Here is a 19,023-nt window from a genome sequence, read left to right on the forward strand (position 1 = left end):
TTCTTTAGCAGCTAATAATGTTTCATTTTATACAAGACAAAAAATATCATAACCTTTTTAAAAAATATGTAGAAAATAAGACTTCATTTTCTCTTCAAGATATTCTCGGAAATGGTTCCTATGGATTTGCGTATCTTTTATTGGATGAGGTTACAGGTAATCAATATGTACTAAAAAGAATGCGAGCGAAACATCGAAATGACGATAAGCAGCGAGCAAAATTTCAACAAGAAATTACTATGTTAAAAGAACTAGATATTCCAAATGTACCAAACATTCTTTATGATGGAGTCTTAGAGGATATCCCCTTCTATATTATGGACTTTGTGAATGGTTCTACCTTTGAGCAGGCCATATTTGAAGAAGGTATAACCTTTTCTTTGAAAGAGTCTCTCGCGATTGTTAAGGATTTGCTTGAAATTGTGAATAATATTCATCAAAAGGGAATTGTCCATCGTGATTTACGAATTCCAAATATTTTAATACAACATAACATTTTATATATTATTGACTTTGGTTTAGCAGCATATATTAAAGATGATACGAGAATGGAAGATATAGAAAACCCTAAAAAAATTGAAAATCACTGGAGTGATTTATACTATATAGGGCACTTTCTTCTATATTTACTTTATTCGAATTATTCGCCAACTGAACGAAAAGAGAGACGTTGGCAAGAAGAATTGGAGTTACCTCCTGTAGTAGAAGAATATATTGAACGTTTACTATTAATACAGCAACCATTTTCAACTACAGAAGAAGCCATTAAATCTATTCCAACTGTATAACAAAGGCGCAGTCATGATGACTGCGCCTTTTTGATTATTTTAAATCAGCATTCTCTAAATATCTATAAAGTGTAGATTTACTGATTCCAGTTTCTTGTTTAATATCATGTAAAGTATAGGTACCTGATTGATACATAGAGATTGCTTTTTTTATATTTTCATCTGATTTTCTTGGGCGTCCTATTGCTTTTCCTTCATCTTTAGCCTGTTCCATACCAATGATTGTCGATTGTTTAATGATATCCGTTTGAAAATGTATCATTTTTTGAATCATATCTTGAAGAGAAAAAGATATTAAATCCCTACTATTTAATCCCTCGTCTAAAAATTCAATGGTTACCCCATCTCTTTTACATAATTTTAATAGTTCCATCAAGTGTCTTGTCGTATCAGCTAAAACAAACATTCTTTCTACTAAAATCACATCATTTGGTTGGAGGCTCATAAGCAGTTTCTCAAGCTCCATTCGTTTTTTTGGTTCTCCATGCAATTCTTTAAATATATAGTCACAGTTACTTGCTTTATTAAGTTTTTCTAACTGTATACTGCAATCTTTATCATTATATAAAGGTCTTACATAACCAAATTTCACTTTATCTCTCCTAAACACATTCCCAAAAAGGTTCCTTTTTAGGAATTGGAATGTTATGATAATCTCAGAATTATGATTGTATTTTTGCAAATACTTATCTTACTTTAAACAAGCAGGATAAATAATAGTAAAGGAGTTTCCCATGCAAAGTTTAAAACAACAATGGTTTGGCAACGTGCGTGGTGATATTTTATCAGGTATCGTTGTAGCACTTGCTCTTATCCCAGAAGCAATTGCCTTTTCTATCATTGCAGGCGTTGATCCAATGGTAGGTTTATATGCATCATTTACAATTGCAGTCCTTATCGCCTTTGTCGGAGGACGTCCTGGTATGATATCAGCAGCAACTGGTGCGATGGCACTTGTAATGGTTCCGTTAGTTCGAGAGTATGGTGTTGAGTACTTATTTGCGGCTACTATTCTTACAGGAATTATACAAATTATTTTTGGTTCTCTAAAGATTGCAAAATTAATGAAATTTATTCCGAATGCGGTCATGATTGGGTTCGTTAATTCATTAGCTATATTAATCTTTATGGCACAAGTACCGCACTTTGTTGGCATTTCAACAATGACTTATGTTTTTGTTGGGATTACATTATTACTTGTATATACATTACCACGTTTTATCAAAGTAGTTCCAGCACCACTGATCGCTATTGTTGTACTAACATCAATTGCTCTATTTAGTGGAATTGAATTAAGAACGATTGGTGATTTAGGGAATATTACGAAAGACTTACCGTCATTTATCATCCCTAATGTTCCATTTACCTTTGAAACATTACAAATTATTTTCCCTTTTTCCATTTCTTTGGCCATTGTTGGGTTAGTTGAATCATTATTAACTTCACGAATTGTTGATGACATGACAGGAACAGAAAGCAATAAAAATCGAGAAGCTCGTGGGCAAGGTATTGCTAACTTCGTTAATGGTTTCTTTGGTGGTATGGCGGGATGCGCAATGATTGGGCAATCCGTTATTAACATGAAATCCGGTGGGCGTGGTCGTCTTTCCACTTTAATTGCCGGCTTATTTTTAATGTTCCTCATCCTTGTATTAGGAGACTTAGTTGTAAGAATTCCAATGCCAGTGCTTGTTGGTATTATGATTATGGTAAGTATCGGTACTTTTGATTGGAGTTCGTTTAAATATTTGATGAAGGCTCCGCGCACTGACGTAATTGTTATGCTAACAACAGTTACAATTGTAGTTTGGACTCATGATTTATCAAAGGGGGTTATTGCTGGTGTTATATTAAGTGCAATCTTCTTTGTGGTTAAAATTTCAACTGTGAAAATTGAACCAGATGGACACCGTTATGAAGTACACGGTCAGCTTTTCTTCGCATCAACAGAAAGCTTTGTAAATTACTTTAAAAATAAGCACTTTGAAACGAATCAAATCATAATTGATTTTTCCAATAGTCGTATTTGGGATGATTCAGGTGTAGGTGCTTTATTAAAGGTAGAGGATTTGTTACGTGAAAAAGGGGTCCTAGTTGAAATCATTAATTTAGATGCCCCTAGCAAGAAAATCATGTCTAAATTAAATGGTATGTCTTCATCACACTAAGGGGGATATCTTATGTATAAACACATTTTACTTGCTGCAGATGGTTCGGAAAATGCTATTCGTGCAACAAAAGAAGCTGTTAAAATTGCTTCATGCGACAAAGAATCAATAGTTGAAGTAGTTTATGTGATTGACTTTGAAAAAGCAAAGGCTGAGGTTATTCATTTAAATTCTAGCGAAACCATCGAATTAGAACGTCGCAAAAAAATAGCAAAAGTAGAAGAATTACTTCGTGAATCAAATGTAACCTATAAAATTAAGTTTTTGCATGGCACACCCGGTCCTGAAATCATTAAATATGCAAATGAACAAAAAGTGGATTTAGTCGTAATAGGAAGCCGTGGATTGAATGGCTTGCAGGAGATGGTATTAGGAAGCGTAAGTCATAAAGTAATGAAGCGTGTTCAATGCCCAGCATTAATAGTAAAATAAATGCATTTTAACAATCCTAGAAAGATAAACTAAAAAGTTCCATTGAAAAAGCACGAATTCAAAATTAATTGATTCGTGCTTTTCATTTTTGTTTAAATCATGTTAAATCAGACAGAGAAGGTCAGATAAATCCGTCGCATCATTTAATGTAAATATAGATTCCATCCATTTCTCTTCTAATTCTTCATTTTTCAAAATCGACTTACACTTTTCTATGATTTCTTGTTTCGTGACTTTGTTATTTGGTGAACCCTTTGGAGTTGTTGATGTTTCCTCAATCATGTCACCATTTTTAAACACAATCTTCACTTTTGTATACCTTGGAACAGTTGAAGGTTCCTTCACATTTTGTCTTACAGTTTTATTAATAATAGTTTGGGAAACTGAATCAATTGGGCTCCCCTCAAACTGTTTAAACTCTAAAGGTTGCCCTTGTAAAATAAGAGAAACGATATATTCAATACTAAAACGACCTTGCTCGCCGGTTTTAGGATTATGATGGATAAGTGCAGCATCCGTATTGTTTGAAAAGGTTATGATAATTTCTTGTATATCCTCAACATTTAACTTTCCAATTCGTAATGCCGCATCCGCGCCAAAATAAGCTGCTGAACAAAATGGATAAATTTTAAACCAAAGTCCGGGAGAAGCTATTTTCCAACTATCATTCCACCCATCAAGTAAAGTGGAAGAATAATTTTCTGTACCTTCTCCATAGACTTCGAAATAGTTCCCTTTGCCATCAAAGCTATTCGAATTGTTTACAAAGTTAACCATTGTTAAATTCACGCTTAATACTGCTGCACGGGCAGCTAGCCCCGCATGAAGTGGTTTCGTTTCTGTTCCAAAATGACAGCGTAAGCCACTCGACTGAGTTGCTGCAAAGCCCAAAGCCTGTGCAAGCTGATCACGAGAAAATTGAAGCATATATCCACCAGCAAGTGCAGCTGCTAGTACACCAATTGTACCTGTATTATGCCAGCCTTTTTCATAATGACTATCTTTAACCGCACGAGCAATTCTTGCCATTACCTCTACCCCAACCACATAAGCTTCTAAAAAGCGTTTCCCTGTTACATCATTTGTAGAAGCCAATGCTAGTAAAGTAGAAAGTAGTACAGCACTTGGATGACCTCGCACCTCCGTATGAACATCATCAAAATCAAGTGCGTGGGCTAAAAAGCCATTTACTAATGCTGATTGCAAAGGAGTAGATTTTCGTCCTTGACCAATAATAGGCGAAACTTGAAAGCCACCTTCGAGTTCGATTAATTTTAGGAGTTTATGTACTCCTGCATCATCCTTACCAGCATAACTTGAGGTTAAATAATCTAACACACCCAATTTGGCGCATTCGATCGCTTCCCCATCTGGTGTCGCATGATAGATTTTATCAACGAACTTTTCGGTTAAACTCATTTTAATAGCTCCGGTTTATTTAATGCTAAAATTGAAAGCTCCGTGAAATAATTTGCTGCTACTTCTAACGCTTCCTCTTTCAACTTAAATTCTGGATGGTGCCACGCTTTAGGTCCATCAACACCCATCCATACGAAAAATCCAGGAATTTTTGTTTGGTAGAATGCAAAGTCTTCACCTGCTGGTACTTGTTCAGCTTCAACAGCTTTATATCCAGCGACTTCTGCTGCCTCTTTAGCAATTTCTGCAAAGCGATCATCGTTATCTACTACTGGTAAATATGGGTACCATCTGAATTCAGCACGAGCACCAAAGCTTTCAGCAATTCCTTCCGCTAAAGCACGCATACGTTCACCGATTACTTCACGCGTTTCTTCTTGGAATGTACGAACTGTTCCTTCAAGCTCTGCTTTTTCCGGAATAACATTCCATGTATTTCCTGCTTGAAGTTTCGTTACAGATACAACGATATTATGGAATGGATTCATATTACGACTAACTATACTTTGGAATGCTGATACAATTTGACTAGCGATAACAATTGGGTCAATGGCGTCATTCGGAATACCTGCATGACCGCCAACGCCAATAATATCTAATTCAAATCGGTCAACACTTGCCATTAAAGAGCCTGAACGTACACCAATTGTTCCTACTGGTAATTCAGGCTTGTTATGCATACCAAATATTGCAGATACACCTTCTAATACCCCGCGTTCAGCAACATATACAGCACCTTGTGCAATTTCCTCAGCAGGTTGGAAGATAATTCGCACCGTTCCCTTTATCTCTGAACGACGAGATTGTAATAAAATCGCTGCTCCAATCATTGATGAAGTATGAAAATCATGACCACACGCATGCATGATGCCTTCATTTTTTGATGAAAACTCTACACCAGACTGCTCCAAAATTGGTAATGCATCGATATCTGCACGTAAAGCAATTGTAGGACCATCTTGATCACCCTTAATTTCAGCTACAAGACCCGTTTCTAATGGGTAATCTAGAATCGTAATTCCTGCATCTTCTAGCCATTGACGAATCCGTTTCGTCGTTTCATATTCTTTAAACCCTAATTCTGGATTTTCATGTAATTCTCGACGATATGAAATAAGTTTTGATTGTAAGTTTTCTACAGTAGTACTCATTGTACAGTTCCTTCTTTCATTAATGTTTTTCGCTTAATTGTTGAATAAACGATTTCGTCCGTGCGTGTTTTGGGTTACCAAATAATTCACTTGGATGGCCTTCTTCGACAATATAACCATCCGCCATAAAAATAACATTGTCTGATACTTCACGAGCAAAATCCATCTCATGTGTAACAATAATCATCGTTGTATCTTTCACTGCAATTTGTCTTATTACTTGGAGTACTTCAGAAACCAACTCTGGGTCAAGTGATGATGTAGGTTCATCAAATAAAATAACGCTTGGCTTTAATGCAAGTGCACGAGCAATACTTACCCGTTGCTGTTGCCCTCCTGATAAAGTAGCTGGATAATTATTTGCCTTTTCAGCAAGACCTACCTGAGCTAAGTATTCCATACCTATTTTATTAGCCTCTGCTTTAGGTATATTTTTCGTTACAATTAATAATTCAGTTACATTTTGTAAAGCCGTTTTATTCTTAAATAAATTGTAGTTCTGAAATACCATCGCAGATTTCTTTCTCAATTGTTGTATATCCTGTTTTTTATAATTTGCTACATCAACAGTTACATCATCAATTGCTATTGTTCCTGCATTGGGTGTTTCTAAAAAATTTAAGCAGCGTAATAACGTTGATTTTCCTGAACCTGATGGACCAATGATAGATAATACTTCTCCACGCTTAACTTCAAAATTAATATCTTTTAGTACTTCTAAATCGTTAAATGATTTTTTTAGTTGATTGATTTTAATCATATTATTCGCTCCTTATGTCCGATAAGGTTTCTCTAAGAGATTCTCAAGCTTACTTTGTAAGTATGAGTAAATGATAACCATTCCCCAATATACAAGGGCTACTGCCAAATAAGCTTCAAAGTATCTAAATGTATTCGATGCTTGCATTTTAGCTTCTGCAAATAGTTCTACTACCCCTAAAGTAAATGCTAAAGATGTTTCTTTAATTAACGAAATGAAAATATTACCCGTTGCCGGCAGTGCATTTCTAAATGCTTGAGGAATGATAATGCGACTATAGGCTTGAACCTTTGTCATACCACCAGCTAAGCAAGCTTCCATTTGTCCTTTATCAACAGATAAGAAAGCTGCACGGAATATCTCTGCAGCAAATGCCGCTTGTTTAAAACCAAAACTAATTATTGCAGCAGTAACCGCGTCCATCTGAGTAAAGACCGGGAAAATCTGAGGCAATCCATAGTAAATTAAGAATAATTGTACGAGCATTGGAATTGCTCGGAAGAATGAAATGTAAACGGCTGCTATGTAATTTAGTACTTTCACCTTACTATTGCGCATGAAAGATAATACTAAACCGATTACTATAGTTAAAACCATTGCTAAAACTGCCATCAATAATGTAATTGGTATATATTCTATAATTTTAGGAATGAGTGAAAACATATAACCCACATCGAAATTCATCGCTTTGATCATCTCCTTATATTTAAGCCATTAGTTTAAAAGGCCGTCTTAAAAGTATTAATACTTTTAAGGACGGCCATTTTTAATTACAATTTGACTTATTCTTTCTTTGAAACATCTTCACCATAATATTTGATTGATAGTTCAGAAATTGTACCATCTTCATGTAATTTTTGAACTTCTGCAGTGATTGCTTCACGTAACTCTTCATTTGACCCTTTTACAAATGGGAACGCAACAGCTTCGTATACAAATGGTTCTCCAACAAATTTTAATGGTAAATCTGCTTTATTAATTTCTGCCAATAAAGATGGCTTAGCATTTACATACCCTTCAACTCGTTTGTTAATTGCATCATTCATAGCTCCATCACGAGTTTCGTAAGTACGAATACTAATCTCACCATTTTTATCATATGCTTCTAAGTTCTTAACATTGTTAGAACCTAATACACCAGATACAGTTTTTCCTTTTCCGAAGATTCTAATAACTTTATTGGTTTTTTAGCTTCCTATATATGGGAAAAGTCATATTATTAGCAAACATATTCTAAAATATCATATATTTCCCAACTTTTTTACTAATTTTCTATTATTCGCCCTCTTTCCTTAACACCCTTCACCCAATATAAAATAGGCATGATAACAAAATAGATGAAAAGTAATCGATAAAGTTGAAATACGACAACTACAGTCACCTCAGCATGAACGGCTGAAGCTATTAACCCCATTTGGTCAAGTCCTCCAGGCGCAGTACTTAAATAACTTGTCGCAAAGGACATGCCTAGAGCTTCTCGAAGTATCCAGCTCGTTCCATACGTTACAATTAGGAGAATGATTGCACTTCCAAGCCCGAGAAGTAGTAATTTTTTTGATAACTTTAACATGTGTGGCTTTAATAATAAGCCGATATAAGAACCTAAGAATATTTGAGCGATATGATTCAAGTCTGTTGGAACTGACGGAACATCGATCGGTGTAAACTGTATAAAAATAACAAATAAAATAGGAAGGACAATAAAATAGGCTGGAAAGCGAAGTTTTTTCCCTAACATTACACTAAGCCCACAACCAGTAAAGAGAACTATGAGTAAAGGTAGATCATGGACATTCCACTCCACATGAATTCCTTGAACAAAATGACCAGATATTAAAAATGGAATGAAAATAATCACTGTTAATATACGTATTACTTGGAAATAGGTCACAGCAACTAAATTTACTTCTTTATCATCTTCTGCAAAGGCCAAAATTTGGGACAGTCCACCTGGTATACCACAGGATACCGCAGTCATCCAAGATACATTGCCAACTTTATGTACCCAATAGCTTAATAGAAAACAAAAAGCAATTAACAATAGATTAATACCAATCATAAAACCCCAAAGCAAGGCACTACCAGTAAACAATTCATAAGAAAAAGTACTGCCAATTGTATACCCTACAATAATAAGTCCTAAATTCCGAAGCCCTTTTGGCATAGATAAATCTTTAATAAAAAATTGCCCGATTAAATTAAACACTAATGGTCCAAGCATCCAAGGGATTGGAATACCGATTAAATCAAAAACAATCGCTCCTATGATTCCGATTACTAGCACTTTTACTATACTCATCATTCGATTCATCCTTACCAACCTTTCGTTCATAGTTTAGTTGTATTACCATTTAATTTCAATGACTAACGAAAGAAGATAGGAGAAATTTATGCCAAATTAAAAACTGTAGGCTTTTAAAAACACCTACAGTCATAGTCTTTTATATAAATTTTTGTGTAATCATACCAGCAGTATTATAAATTCTAACCTCTGCATAAGCTCCATTCACAAATGTAATTTGAGGTGGCATGTGACCACAATCGATATCGTAACCAACTGGAATACTTAATTCTTCCGCTAATTCCATATACACATCCGTTTCCTGATAATCATCAATTGGTTCAGTAACGGGATTACGTCCAAATATTATGGCACTACAATTTTCAAACCAACCAGCTAATCGCATTTGAACTAAAGTTCTTCTTAAACTTGTTAAATTCATTGTACAGTTATCAAAATACCAAATAATCGGTTCATTTTGTAAATGCACATTTTGAAAATTTGGTACATTGCCATATGGCGTTCCAATAAGATGTTGGATCACGTCAATGCAACCACCTAGTAAGCGACCTTTTACAAACATCGGACTATTTGATATTGTTTTCCACTTTGTATTTTCTGTTAAATGAAAGATAGAACTTGATCCACTATTATTACGCCATTCTAACTGATATTTTTCTGAAGGATGCTGGATTACTTCTTCACCTGGCTCCGTCCTCAATACTCTTTCCCACATTGCAGTAGTAGGGTCTATATCCTCTCCCCTTAACTCTATTAAACTTGGTCCATGCGCCGTCGCAATACCTGTTTTCAGTGTGATTGCTAGTAATAACAAGCTTATATCAGAATAGCCAATTACCCATTTCGGCTTAATCTTTTCAAACTCAATTAGGTCTAATATTTCTATTAGTAATTCTCCACCCCATGGAGGAAATATAAAGTGAATAGAATCATCCTGTAACATGGTATTCAATTCTAAAGCGCGTATTTCAGCCGATGCCGATCTCGCCTTATACTGCATCCAGCACGTATCTCCCACCTTTACTCGGTATCCTTTTTCCTCCATCTGGTAAATTGCAAGTTCTAATAAATCATAATTCATTCGATGTAATCCTGAGGAAGGTGCTGTTACCCCTATTGTCGCCTCCGTTGGTATTTCTGGATAAATGATACTCATACAATTCCCCTTTTCTTATAGTTTCCTTTGGTATATTTCGTAGTAATTTCATTTATAAAAAAGTAGTTTTTTTATATTTACGTTTGAAAGAACAAAAATAAAACCGATTTCTCATAAGAAATCAGTTTTGGTAGTTTCGTTTGAAATAAAGTTTGATTATTTAGTAGATTTATTCAAGAACGCCCAGTTTTATTATAGGATTTATTTATTCAACATCCTCTGAATTAACTATAAAATGCGTATGTTTTGCTTCCTTATTGTATGTTACCTGTATTTCAAAATCGACATCAACACCTTTTTTAAAGTCGGTCACCCTAAATAACACTCTTATAGGGTTATCTAAAATTTTAAGTGTAGACATATTTGTAGGTTTAAAATTAGTAGTTGTATCACCGTTTAGAGATATACCCTTTAAATCGTGTTTAGAGACGATAGCCAAACTTGCTGGCTCCTCTTTTGTACTGAATAGTACAAGAAGCTCTTCTTCCCCATCATCGTTAAAATCGTATAACCTCTTATCGGCGATGACAGCATCTGATGTATAATTATTAAACTCTGTTAACAGTTGACTTTCCAGTTTATTATTAGAGTAATCTTCTGTTACGTTATTATTTTCTCCACTATTTTCATCTACCTCATCATTTAAACTATCAACACATCCAACTAGAAAAACAAGAATAAGAAATAAATATATACTATTTTTCATCAACAAACACACCACCTTAGTAATAATTTACTATTTTGTATATTTTAACATATTAATGGAGATATTTAGCGCAATTTGAAGAATATTATTAAAATAGTAAATTAGTGTAATTTTCTATTTTAAATAAAAGGAGATGAACACATTATGGAAAAAACTTTTATTAGATTTGTGGCAGCAGTATTATATTTATGTTTTGTATTTAATCTTTTTTCATTATCTGCATGTACCGAATTTAACGCCGAGATGAAAGTTGATCCAGGGTATACGGGGCAAATTGATGGTTATGTTCCGGGAACATCATCAAATGGCCAACTGGTTTACAAAGTAACTGATGATGGTTCTGGCCAAACCTGGTATAGATATGTTCCAGTAGGTGCAATGGTTCCAGCAAAAGTTGGATGGCATTTTATAACAAGGGATTGGAAAGGACAGTAAAAGAGAAAGTTTAACACACTTAGAGAAAACAGTTTGTTTTTTCCAAGTGTTTATCACTTTCTCTGAATTCATGTTGTGTAAATGTCATCTTTGCCTTCGAATTTATTGTAATGTTTATATTTAGTCTCATTAAGCTATCTCTTTAAATCTTTAAATAGTTGGCTAAATTTTATTCTACTCTATTATTTTTTACTAATGTACATTACGTATCTTCTCCATAAATAGCAACGGTTTGACGAACAACGGAAAATGAATTTCCATCCCAGCTTAATAAATTTTCCACATATCCTAACCCATCAGCGTGATAACGGCCTGCAATCTGCTGCATTCCGAGCAAATCATACTTCCCATTTCTACCATAGTCTACTGGGTAAAGTGCACCTAAAGGATCTACCCAACCCTCGATTGGTTGTTTCAGAGTACCATCGGGATTATAAATTTCATTTAAATATTCTTCTCCCTTAAACATAAGGTCGATGGTATATTTTTTACTTGGATACTCACTAATAATATTCGCTTTATATTGATTAGCATATTGAACTTGATAGGAATGCTCTTCATTAAATTTAGTAGAGTTGAAAATTTCCTTCATAACGCCCTTTTGCATTGAATAAATATATGCAAATATTATTCCGCCGCTTCCTCCAGAATCAATCACGATAAAGATGTCATCAATGCCGTCTCCTGTAAAGTCTCCTAACCAAATCGTAGGATGGAATCCCATGTTTTCCGAAAGTGTATGCTTTTGAATATAATTTGATCTTCCATACTTTATATACAGTGTAATATCCTTTAAAAACGAAGGTGAGTCTGCTTGTTTTGTACCCGTTAAATAAATGAAATCTGGAAAATGATCGCCCGTCACATCCCCCACTTTATAAGAAACAATAGATTGTCCTTGTGGAATTTGTACAAGTGTATTAGGCATCATTAAAGATTGCCATATTTGATCCATTAATATCCCCTTTTCAATTAGTTTCAAAGCTTCACCACTATTTAATGATTCATATGAACAAAATGTACCTAAAAATATAAAAAACCTGAAAGCAAGTCGTATGCTTTCAGGTTTCATTTCCTTTTTATCCATGACAAAAATACCGCAACGATTAATACAAAGCCTAAATACCCCATGATGGAATAAACTTTGCTCACCAAATTTGTAAAACCTACAAAGCTTGCCATAAAACCAATAATTCCAAATAACACAACTGTCGGCTTATAAACTTTATCTTTAGGTGAAACTAATCGATTAATAAAGGAATACATCATTCCTACCGCTGTACTATAAATCATTCCAACTAGTCCAAGAGCCATTATAAAACCGACCAAAGGATGAATATCCCGCGCAATCTCTAAAATGGGCATATCTTTTCCGGCCACTACATCCATTTTTGCAAACATCGCTGCATTAATAAGTAAAATCAATATACCGAGCAAAACACCACCGAATATGCCACCCCATCCAGCGGTCTTTTTGCTTGTAGCAGTGCTTCCAATCACAATCATCATAGATACAGCCGATGCAATATTATAAGAAATATATAATAATGAGCCCATGTACCAGTTAGGGGCTGCTGATGGCTGCCTTTCTGCTAAACTCACTTGCTCAGACAGTGTTAGGTCCATCGAAAAAATAGAATATAGGGTGATTAATAGCATAAAGGCCAATAAATACGGTGTAGCAATGGCTATGACATTAATAATACTTTTCGTATTGAGCATAAGCGTGAAAATTGTTAATCCAACCATAAAAATGCTTCCCAGAACTGGGTCAATCCCTAAAATTTCTCTAAAAATAGAGGCCGTTCCTGCAAACATCGCCACCGTAACACAGAACAAAAAGAATGTAATTAAAATATCTAGAATTGTACCGATTGTACGACCAGAAATATAATGTAGAACCTCTTTATGAGAAGTTGTCCCTAATTGATAACCAAGCTGGGCAATGTTCATGCCAAAAAATGCTAAACCAAAGGTAGCAATGATAGCCCCTAATATTCCATAGTATCCAAAGCTAGTGAAAAATTGCATGATTTCTTGTCCAGAAGCAAAACCGCCTCCTACAACTAACCCTACAATTGCTCCACCGATTTGCAAACTTTTTTTCATTTATTCCCTCATTTCCAAAATAGAAGAGTATATCAACTAAACTTTCAGTCATATACCCATATAAAACAGGAAGGAACCTTATGAATGATAATATTTTGTAGCCATTGTGTATTTGTCGATTGCTTCAAGATTTACTTTATAGCCTATTCCACTTACTTGCGGAACTGTTATGTAGCCATTTTCTGTGATCACTTCTGGTAAAATGATGTCTTCTTCCCAATAATGATTTGAACCTGCTGTATCGCCTGGCAAAACGAAATTTGACAATGTAGTAAGAGCAATATTATGTGCTCTACCAATGCCAGACTCTAGCATCCCCCCACACCAAACCGGAATACCCTTTTCTTCACATAAATCATGAATTTTCTTCGCTTCAGTTATGCCACCAACACGACCTATTTTAATATTGATTACGCCACAGCTACCTAATTCTATTGCCTTCCGCGCATCTTCAACGGAATGTATACTTTCATCAAGACAAATGGGCGTATTCATTTGTTTTTGTAAAACCGCGTGGTCGATTATATCGTCAGAAGCTAGAGGCTGCTCAATCATCGTTAAATTAAATTCATCAAGTTGTTTTAACAATTCTGCATCTTGTAGCGTATAAGCAGAGTTTGCATCTGCCATCATCGGTGTTTCAGGGAAGTTTTTTCTCAATTCACGAATGACCTCAACATCCCAACCTGGCTTAATTTTTACTTTTATTCTTTTGTAGCCATCCTGTATCGCTTTCTCCACGACCGACATTTGTTCATCCAATGATTTTTGAATACCGATACTAATTCCTACTTCAATCTTGTCCTTTTTTCCACCTAGTGCGTGCGCTAAAGATTGATTTGTAATTTGTGAATAAATATCCCAAACCGCTCCTTCTATCGTCGATTTAGCCATATTATTTTTTCGAATGTTTTTAAACAATTTACTTACTTCATCTGGATGGGATATTTGTTTATTTAATATTAAAGGGATTAGGAAGTCTTCGAGCATATGCCAAGTCGTTTTTAATGTTTCTTCATTGTACCAAGGTGAATCGAAAGCGACTGATTCTCCCCATCCAACGATTCCACTCTCATCCTTTGCTTCCAAGAGCAAAAATTCTTTATGAACAAACGTACCAAAACTCGTTGTAAAAGGTTGCTTCAATTTCATCTTCAAATGTCGAATGGTAATGGCGATAATTTTCATGTAAACAAGCCCCTTTTTATATAGATATGTTTTCATTCGTTACAAATACATATTGATTAATATTTTTCACTTTTCCAATTGTACTCCTACATATCTATAAAAAAACAGTATTGTAATCAAATCGGTTCTCTTGAAATCATTGTTTAAATAAAAATTTCCCTTCAATCTCATCGTATTTTCTTATTTGTTCTTCATAATACTCTGGAAATTGGGCGGTCATTCCAGCAACAAGTGTATTGATAAAGGAAATGATGGCTGGCATGGCATCAATGGTTGACTGGGACTTTTGTGAAATTTTGAAGTGAATTGTTGAAAATCTAGTAATAGGAGAAAAATCCGAATCCGTTATCGCTATAATTCTAGCACCTTTTTTAGAGGATATTTCCGCAAAATTAATCGTTTCTTCCCAGTAGCGATGGAATGAAAAAGCAAGGAGAACTGCATTTTCATTTAAATCAGTTGTAGAACGAAATAAATCGTTTATTTCAGTATGAATCATTTTCACATTTGGTCTTAGAAGATTAAGCGTAAAATAAAGCCATTGAGCAGGAATAAACGATGATCGAAACCCTATTATATATATAACTTCCGCATTATGTAACAATTTCGTTGCTTTACTAAAGCTTGACTGTAAAATGTTTTTCGATGTTTCATTAATAAGTTCAGCGTCCTGAGACATGGTCTGTTCATAAAAACGAGCGCGATTGATTAATGGCTGTTTCGCACTTAAAAATTCACCTAGGCTACTTTTATTTAAACCTATTAAATGCTCTTTTAAAAACTTTTGTAATTGGTTATAGCCATCAAATGATAGTGAATAACAACAGCGAATAACAGTCGTTTCGCTAACACCTAAACACTTCCCAACTTCAGCTGCTGTATGCATTGAAACGTATTCAGGCTTCTCTAAAAAAAATGTGGCAACCCTTCGCTGTCCCTTTGATAATTTATAATAATGGCTTTTTATAATTTCTTGAATCCCCATTCAAACCCTCCGTTAGAGATTTTAACCTTTCAATAGGTTGCCTGAAACAGAAAAAAATGTGTTTTAGCAGCCGTTCTAAAATAATAAATTGTAAGCTAAGATTTTTGTATATTTAAAATAACATTTCCAACAGGACAATTCAATTTGTTTTCTGAATATTTCGTTAATTGTTCGTCGTTTCAAAAATCTAGGATTCAAGTTTTGATAGTGCTAAAATTGTATAATAATAGAAATTTTTCTAACAATGCAATTTAAAAAGGGGTTGTTTTATGTCACGGCAACACATCGGGGTGCTATTTGGGGGAGTATTGTTATTAATTGTTGCTATGGGCATTAGTCGTTTTGCATTTACGCCTATTTTACCGTTCATGCGAGTTGACGAAGGATTGTCCTTTGAAGCTGCTGGTTATTTAGCATCAAGTAATTACATTGGCTATTTTGTAGGTGCACTTGGAGCAGGATTTATTTATCGTAATAAAAAGAAATTTTTACTTTTCAACGTTCTACTCAATGTATTATCTATACTTTTAATGGGTTTAACCCATTCTTATCTACTATGGATACTTTTACGTTTTATTGCCGGTGCTACGGGTGGCTATATTTTCGTACTGACTTCAAGTATTATAATGGACTATTTAGCCTCCCACTTACTAAGTCGTTGGTCTGGATATTTATTTTCTGGGATTGGTTTAGGAATTGCTATTTCTGGGTTACTAGTACCTTATATAGAGGTATCTTTTGCATGGGAAGGGACTTGGATTAGTCTTGGAGTTTTATCTGGCATGTTCCTATTATCGACGATCGTTTTATGGAGAAATGTAGTTATTCGAGATGGTGAAAAGGTCGAAAAAACGCAAGAAACTAAAATACTTCAAGGCTTTATGCCGTGGCTAGTCATTGCCTATGGACTAGAAGGGCTCGGGTATATTATAACAGGTACTTTCCTAGTGGATATTATTTATAATATCGAAAGTATACGCGCCTTTGCTGGTTTCAGCTGGGTCATCGCAGGCCTAGCTGCAACACCCGCTGCACCCATTTGGATGGCGATGATTTCTAAATTATCGACTGTAAAGGTACTATCGTTTGCTTACGTTTTGCAAATAATCGGTATTTTACTTCCCGTTTTCTCGCAGACTGCTTGGAGTGTTTTATTATCAGCCTTTTTATATGGCTTTACCTTCGTAGGAATTGTTTCATTATCAACTGCATACGCACGAGAATTATTCCCAAAACAAAGTGGATCTGTCGTTTCTATCCTAACTGCTGTATATGCATTAGGGCAAATCGTAGGTCCAGTATTTGCAGGCTTTTTTGAATCGTGGTTCAATAGCTTTAAAGCACCGCTTGCTTTTGCTGGTTCAATGATTATCCTTGCCCTTGCCACATTAATCTTCGGTAAGCTTTTTAGTGATCGAAAGCTTCATGAGCATGTAAAAGAAGTACCCAATGAAGTAACGAAATAAAAAAGTCTAAAAGCTGCATTTCATTGTTGCAGCTTTTTCATTTCTAAATATCAGCATATCTATGACTCTCACCCATTTACATTAAGTCATTCTCCCAATTCATAATGGTTAATAGACTATTTCCTCATTATTTTTCTATAAAATTTACACATTTTTTTGCAACATTGGCTATTCGTCCATTTACAAAACTATTAAGTGAATAAGATGTTAACAAAGGAGGTGTAGAAATAAAGTCCAATCTCAATCCTTCTCACTATAATTTTTGAACAATGATCACATTGCTTGATGATATATACTAAAAAATCTTGATAGGTTCGAAAACTATACTAATTGCGGATTTAAAATAATATACCCATTGGACAATTAAGGAATTTCGAAACTATTTTTCTACTTAATCAAAACACATTAGGCCTAGAAAAAATCCCCTTTTAAAAGTCTCCCTAAGCACTATACAAAGTTAATTGAGACACACTGACTTAATAATTATTTCTAGGTTATCTTTACCACAAATTAACCACTTAATATCATCTCTTTCTTGGGATCCTTTAGTTTGCCTCCACTAAGGGATCCTTTTAATTTTCGATTATTTTTGGGTACGATATATAAAGATTAATACTTCCATTTTTACAGGGAGGTTATCTATCTTCTTGACTACCAACCCCTTTTCATGTTTATGTTCATATAACTACACTTCAATTTCATTAAGGAGAAAATATGAGCTCCAAGGTTTCAAAAGTTACCATTATCATTTTATTAAGTAATATATTTGTTTCATTTGTCGGAATAGGACTTGTTATCCCTGTATTACCGACAATCATGGATGAGCTTGATTTGAATGGATCATATGTAGGGTATATGGTCGCGGCTTTTTCCATTGCTCAATTTATCGTCTCACCATTTGCAGGAAAATGGGCAGATATCGTTGGAAGAAAACGAATGATTATATTAGGATTAATCATTTTTAGCTTTTCTGAGTTTTTATTTGGGATTGGACAATCTATTGAAGTATTATTTCTTTCTAGAATTCTTGGCGGTGTAAGTAGTGCATTTATTATGCCTTCCGTAACGGCTTTTATCGCTGATATAACGACTGTTCAGGATCGAGCGAAAATATTAGGCTATATGTCAGCAGCTATTAATACAGGATTTATTATAGGACCTGGTATCGGAGGTTTTCTTGCAGGGTTAGGCTCCAGAGCACCTTTTTTTGCCGCAGCTATTTTAGCGGGACTTGCTGCAATTTTATCTTTTATTTACTTAAAAGAACCAGATCGTGTACAAAACGAATCGAATATTCCCACTGAAAAGTTTGGAATGAAACGAATTTTTAGTGGCCTATATCTCATTCCCTTTTTACTACTCTTTACTTCGACCTTTGGGTTAGCATCATTCGAGTCATTATTCAGCTTATTTGTGGATCATAAATTTCAGTTTACACCATTTGATATTGCTATTATTGTGACAGGTGGTGGATTAGTTGGTGCAATTGTTCAAGTACTTTTCTTTGATCCTTTAACTAAGAAATTAGGCGAAATTGTTCTTGTTCGTTACTGCTTTATTTTTTCCGCACTGCTTGTATGGATTATGACTGTAGTGGAAACTTATTTAGCAGTTATGATTACGTCATGTATTATTTTTGTTGGCTTTGACTTAATAAGACCAGCTATTACTTCTTTTTTAACAAAAGTTGCAAGAAATGAGCAAGGATTTGTAGGCGGAATGAATTCCATGTTTACAAGCTTAGGAAATATTTTCGGCCCTATTGCTGGGGGTCTACTATTTGATGAAAATATCCATTACCCTTACTATTTTGCAACGATTATATTAATTCTTAGCATTTTCTTGTCAGCCTTTTGGGTTAACACCAAAGAAAACTCCATCAAATAATAAAAGCGATTCATCCCAAACCTACATTTGATGATGAATCGCTTACATTGTTACAAAAAATGGAATCTCTT

The 19,023-nt window shown here is 34.7% G+C and carries 19 protein-coding genes; 6 read left to right on the forward strand and 13 right to left on the reverse strand.

The window, feature by feature from the left end; genetic code table 11:
- The first annotated feature begins 17 nt into the window (after nt 1-17).
- Nucleotides 18-788: a protein kinase domain-containing protein gene (locus CD30_RS12310; RefSeq protein ID WP_036177376.1), complete on the forward strand. Its 771-nt coding sequence runs from the start codon at nt 18-20 to the stop codon at nt 786-788.
- A 34-nt stretch (nt 789-822) separates the two neighbouring features.
- On the opposite strand, the gene CD30_RS12315 is transcribed toward CD30_RS12310, so the two are convergent.
- Nucleotides 823-1,380: a recombinase family protein gene (locus CD30_RS12315; protein WP_036177378.1), complete on the reverse strand. Its 558-nt coding sequence runs from the start codon at nt 1,378-1,380 to the stop codon at nt 823-825.
- A 142-nt stretch (nt 1,381-1,522) separates the two neighbouring features.
- Between CD30_RS12315 and CD30_RS12320 the strand changes: the two genes are divergently transcribed.
- Both CD30_RS12320 and CD30_RS12325 read left to right on the forward strand, forming a co-directional pair.
- Nucleotides 1,523-2,956, forward strand: coding sequence for a SulP family inorganic anion transporter (locus CD30_RS12320; protein WP_036177381.1), 1,434 nt, complete (start codon nt 1,523-1,525; stop codon nt 2,954-2,956).
- A 12-nt stretch (nt 2,957-2,968) separates the two neighbouring features.
- Nucleotides 2,969-3,388, forward strand: coding sequence for a universal stress protein (locus CD30_RS12325; RefSeq protein ID WP_036177382.1), 420 nt, complete (start codon nt 2,969-2,971; stop codon nt 3,386-3,388).
- Nucleotides 3,389-3,490: 102 nt separating this feature from the next.
- Here CD30_RS12325 and CD30_RS12330 read toward each other — a convergent pair whose 3' ends face one another.
- The 8 genes from CD30_RS12330 to CD30_RS12365 all read right to left on the reverse strand — a co-directional run bounded on the left by CD30_RS12330 (nt 3,491) and on the right by CD30_RS12365 (nt 10,882).
- On the reverse strand, nt 3,491-4,807 hold the full coding sequence (locus CD30_RS12330) for an MmgE/PrpD family protein (RefSeq protein ID WP_036177385.1): 1,317 nt from the start codon (nt 4,805-4,807) through the stop codon (nt 3,491-3,493).
- On the reverse strand, nt 4,804-5,958 hold the full coding sequence (locus tag CD30_RS12335; protein WP_036177387.1) for a M20 peptidase aminoacylase family protein: 1,155 nt from the start codon (nt 5,956-5,958) through the stop codon (nt 4,804-4,806). Before CD30_RS12335 ends, CD30_RS12330 begins: the two co-directional genes overlap by 4 nt.
- A 19-nt stretch (nt 5,959-5,977) precedes the next feature.
- Nucleotides 5,978-6,718 carry an amino acid ABC transporter ATP-binding protein gene (locus CD30_RS12340; protein WP_036177390.1) on the reverse strand — a complete coding sequence of 247 codons (741 nt, stop codon included), beginning with the start codon at nt 6,716-6,718 and terminating at the stop codon, nt 5,978-5,980.
- 12 nt (nt 6,719-6,730) lie between these two features.
- Nucleotides 6,731-7,402 (reverse strand): amino acid ABC transporter permease, encoded by a 672-nt coding sequence (locus tag CD30_RS12345; RefSeq protein WP_036177393.1) that lies wholly within the window; start codon nt 7,400-7,402, stop codon nt 6,731-6,733.
- A gap of 98 nt (nt 7,403-7,500) precedes the next feature.
- Nucleotides 7,501-7,764: a type 2 periplasmic-binding domain-containing protein gene (locus CD30_RS12350; RefSeq protein ID WP_052126188.1), complete on the reverse strand. Its 264-nt coding sequence runs from the start codon at nt 7,762-7,764 to the stop codon at nt 7,501-7,503.
- Nucleotides 7,765-7,982: 218 nt separating this feature from the next.
- Nucleotides 7,983-9,017 (reverse strand): AbrB family transcriptional regulator, encoded by a 1,035-nt coding sequence (locus tag CD30_RS12355; protein ID WP_211254626.1) that lies wholly within the window; start codon nt 9,015-9,017, stop codon nt 7,983-7,985.
- A gap of 142 nt (nt 9,018-9,159) precedes the next feature.
- Entirely contained in the window at nt 9,160-10,176 is a 1,017-nt protein-coding gene (locus CD30_RS12360) for a S66 family peptidase (RefSeq protein WP_036177395.1), read from the reverse strand.
- 205 nt (nt 10,177-10,381) lie between these two features.
- Entirely contained in the window at nt 10,382-10,882 is a 501-nt protein-coding gene (locus tag CD30_RS12365) for a hypothetical protein (RefSeq protein ID WP_141096060.1), read from the reverse strand.
- Between the two features lie 144 nt (nt 10,883-11,026).
- Here CD30_RS12365 and CD30_RS12370 point away from each other — a divergent pair, with 144 nt between their 5' ends.
- Nucleotides 11,027-11,317, forward strand: coding sequence for a hypothetical protein (locus CD30_RS12370; RefSeq protein ID WP_036177401.1), 291 nt, complete (start codon nt 11,027-11,029; stop codon nt 11,315-11,317).
- Between the two features lie 202 nt (nt 11,318-11,519).
- Here the strand turns inward: CD30_RS12370 and CD30_RS12375 are convergent, their stop codons facing one another.
- The 4 genes from CD30_RS12375 to CD30_RS12390 form a co-directional block, all read right to left on the reverse strand.
- Complete coding sequence (locus CD30_RS12375; protein ID WP_235802054.1) at nt 11,520-12,389, reverse strand: hypothetical protein; 870 nt, start codon at nt 12,387-12,389, stop codon at nt 11,520-11,522.
- Nucleotides 12,386-13,426 (reverse strand): YkvI family membrane protein, encoded by a 1,041-nt coding sequence (locus CD30_RS12380; protein ID WP_036177405.1) that lies wholly within the window; start codon nt 13,424-13,426, stop codon nt 12,386-12,388. The genes CD30_RS12375 and CD30_RS12380 overlap by 4 nt, the downstream gene beginning before the upstream one ends.
- A 78-nt stretch (nt 13,427-13,504) precedes the next feature.
- Nucleotides 13,505-14,614, reverse strand: coding sequence for an o-succinylbenzoate synthase (gene menC / locus CD30_RS12385; RefSeq protein WP_036177407.1), 1,110 nt, complete (start codon nt 14,612-14,614; stop codon nt 13,505-13,507).
- A gap of 136 nt (nt 14,615-14,750) precedes the next feature.
- Nucleotides 14,751-15,599, reverse strand: coding sequence for a MurR/RpiR family transcriptional regulator (locus CD30_RS12390; protein WP_036177410.1), 849 nt, complete (start codon nt 15,597-15,599; stop codon nt 14,751-14,753).
- Between the two features lie 269 nt (nt 15,600-15,868).
- Here CD30_RS12390 and CD30_RS12395 point away from each other — a divergent pair, with 269 nt between their 5' ends.
- Both CD30_RS12395 and CD30_RS12400 read left to right on the forward strand, forming a co-directional pair.
- Nucleotides 15,869-17,065, forward strand: coding sequence for a YbfB/YjiJ family MFS transporter (locus CD30_RS12395; RefSeq protein WP_036177413.1), 1,197 nt, complete (start codon nt 15,869-15,871; stop codon nt 17,063-17,065).
- 714 nt (nt 17,066-17,779) lie between these two features.
- Entirely contained in the window at nt 17,780-18,952 is a 1,173-nt protein-coding gene (locus tag CD30_RS12400) for an MFS transporter (protein WP_036177416.1), read from the forward strand.
- The last annotated feature ends 71 nt before the right edge of the window (nt 18,953-19,023 follow it).

Source organism: Ureibacillus massiliensis 4400831 = CIP 108448 = CCUG 49529 (assembly GCF_000772965.1).
Classification (GTDB): Bacteria; Bacillota; Bacilli; order Bacillales_A; family Planococcaceae; genus Ureibacillus; species Ureibacillus massiliensis.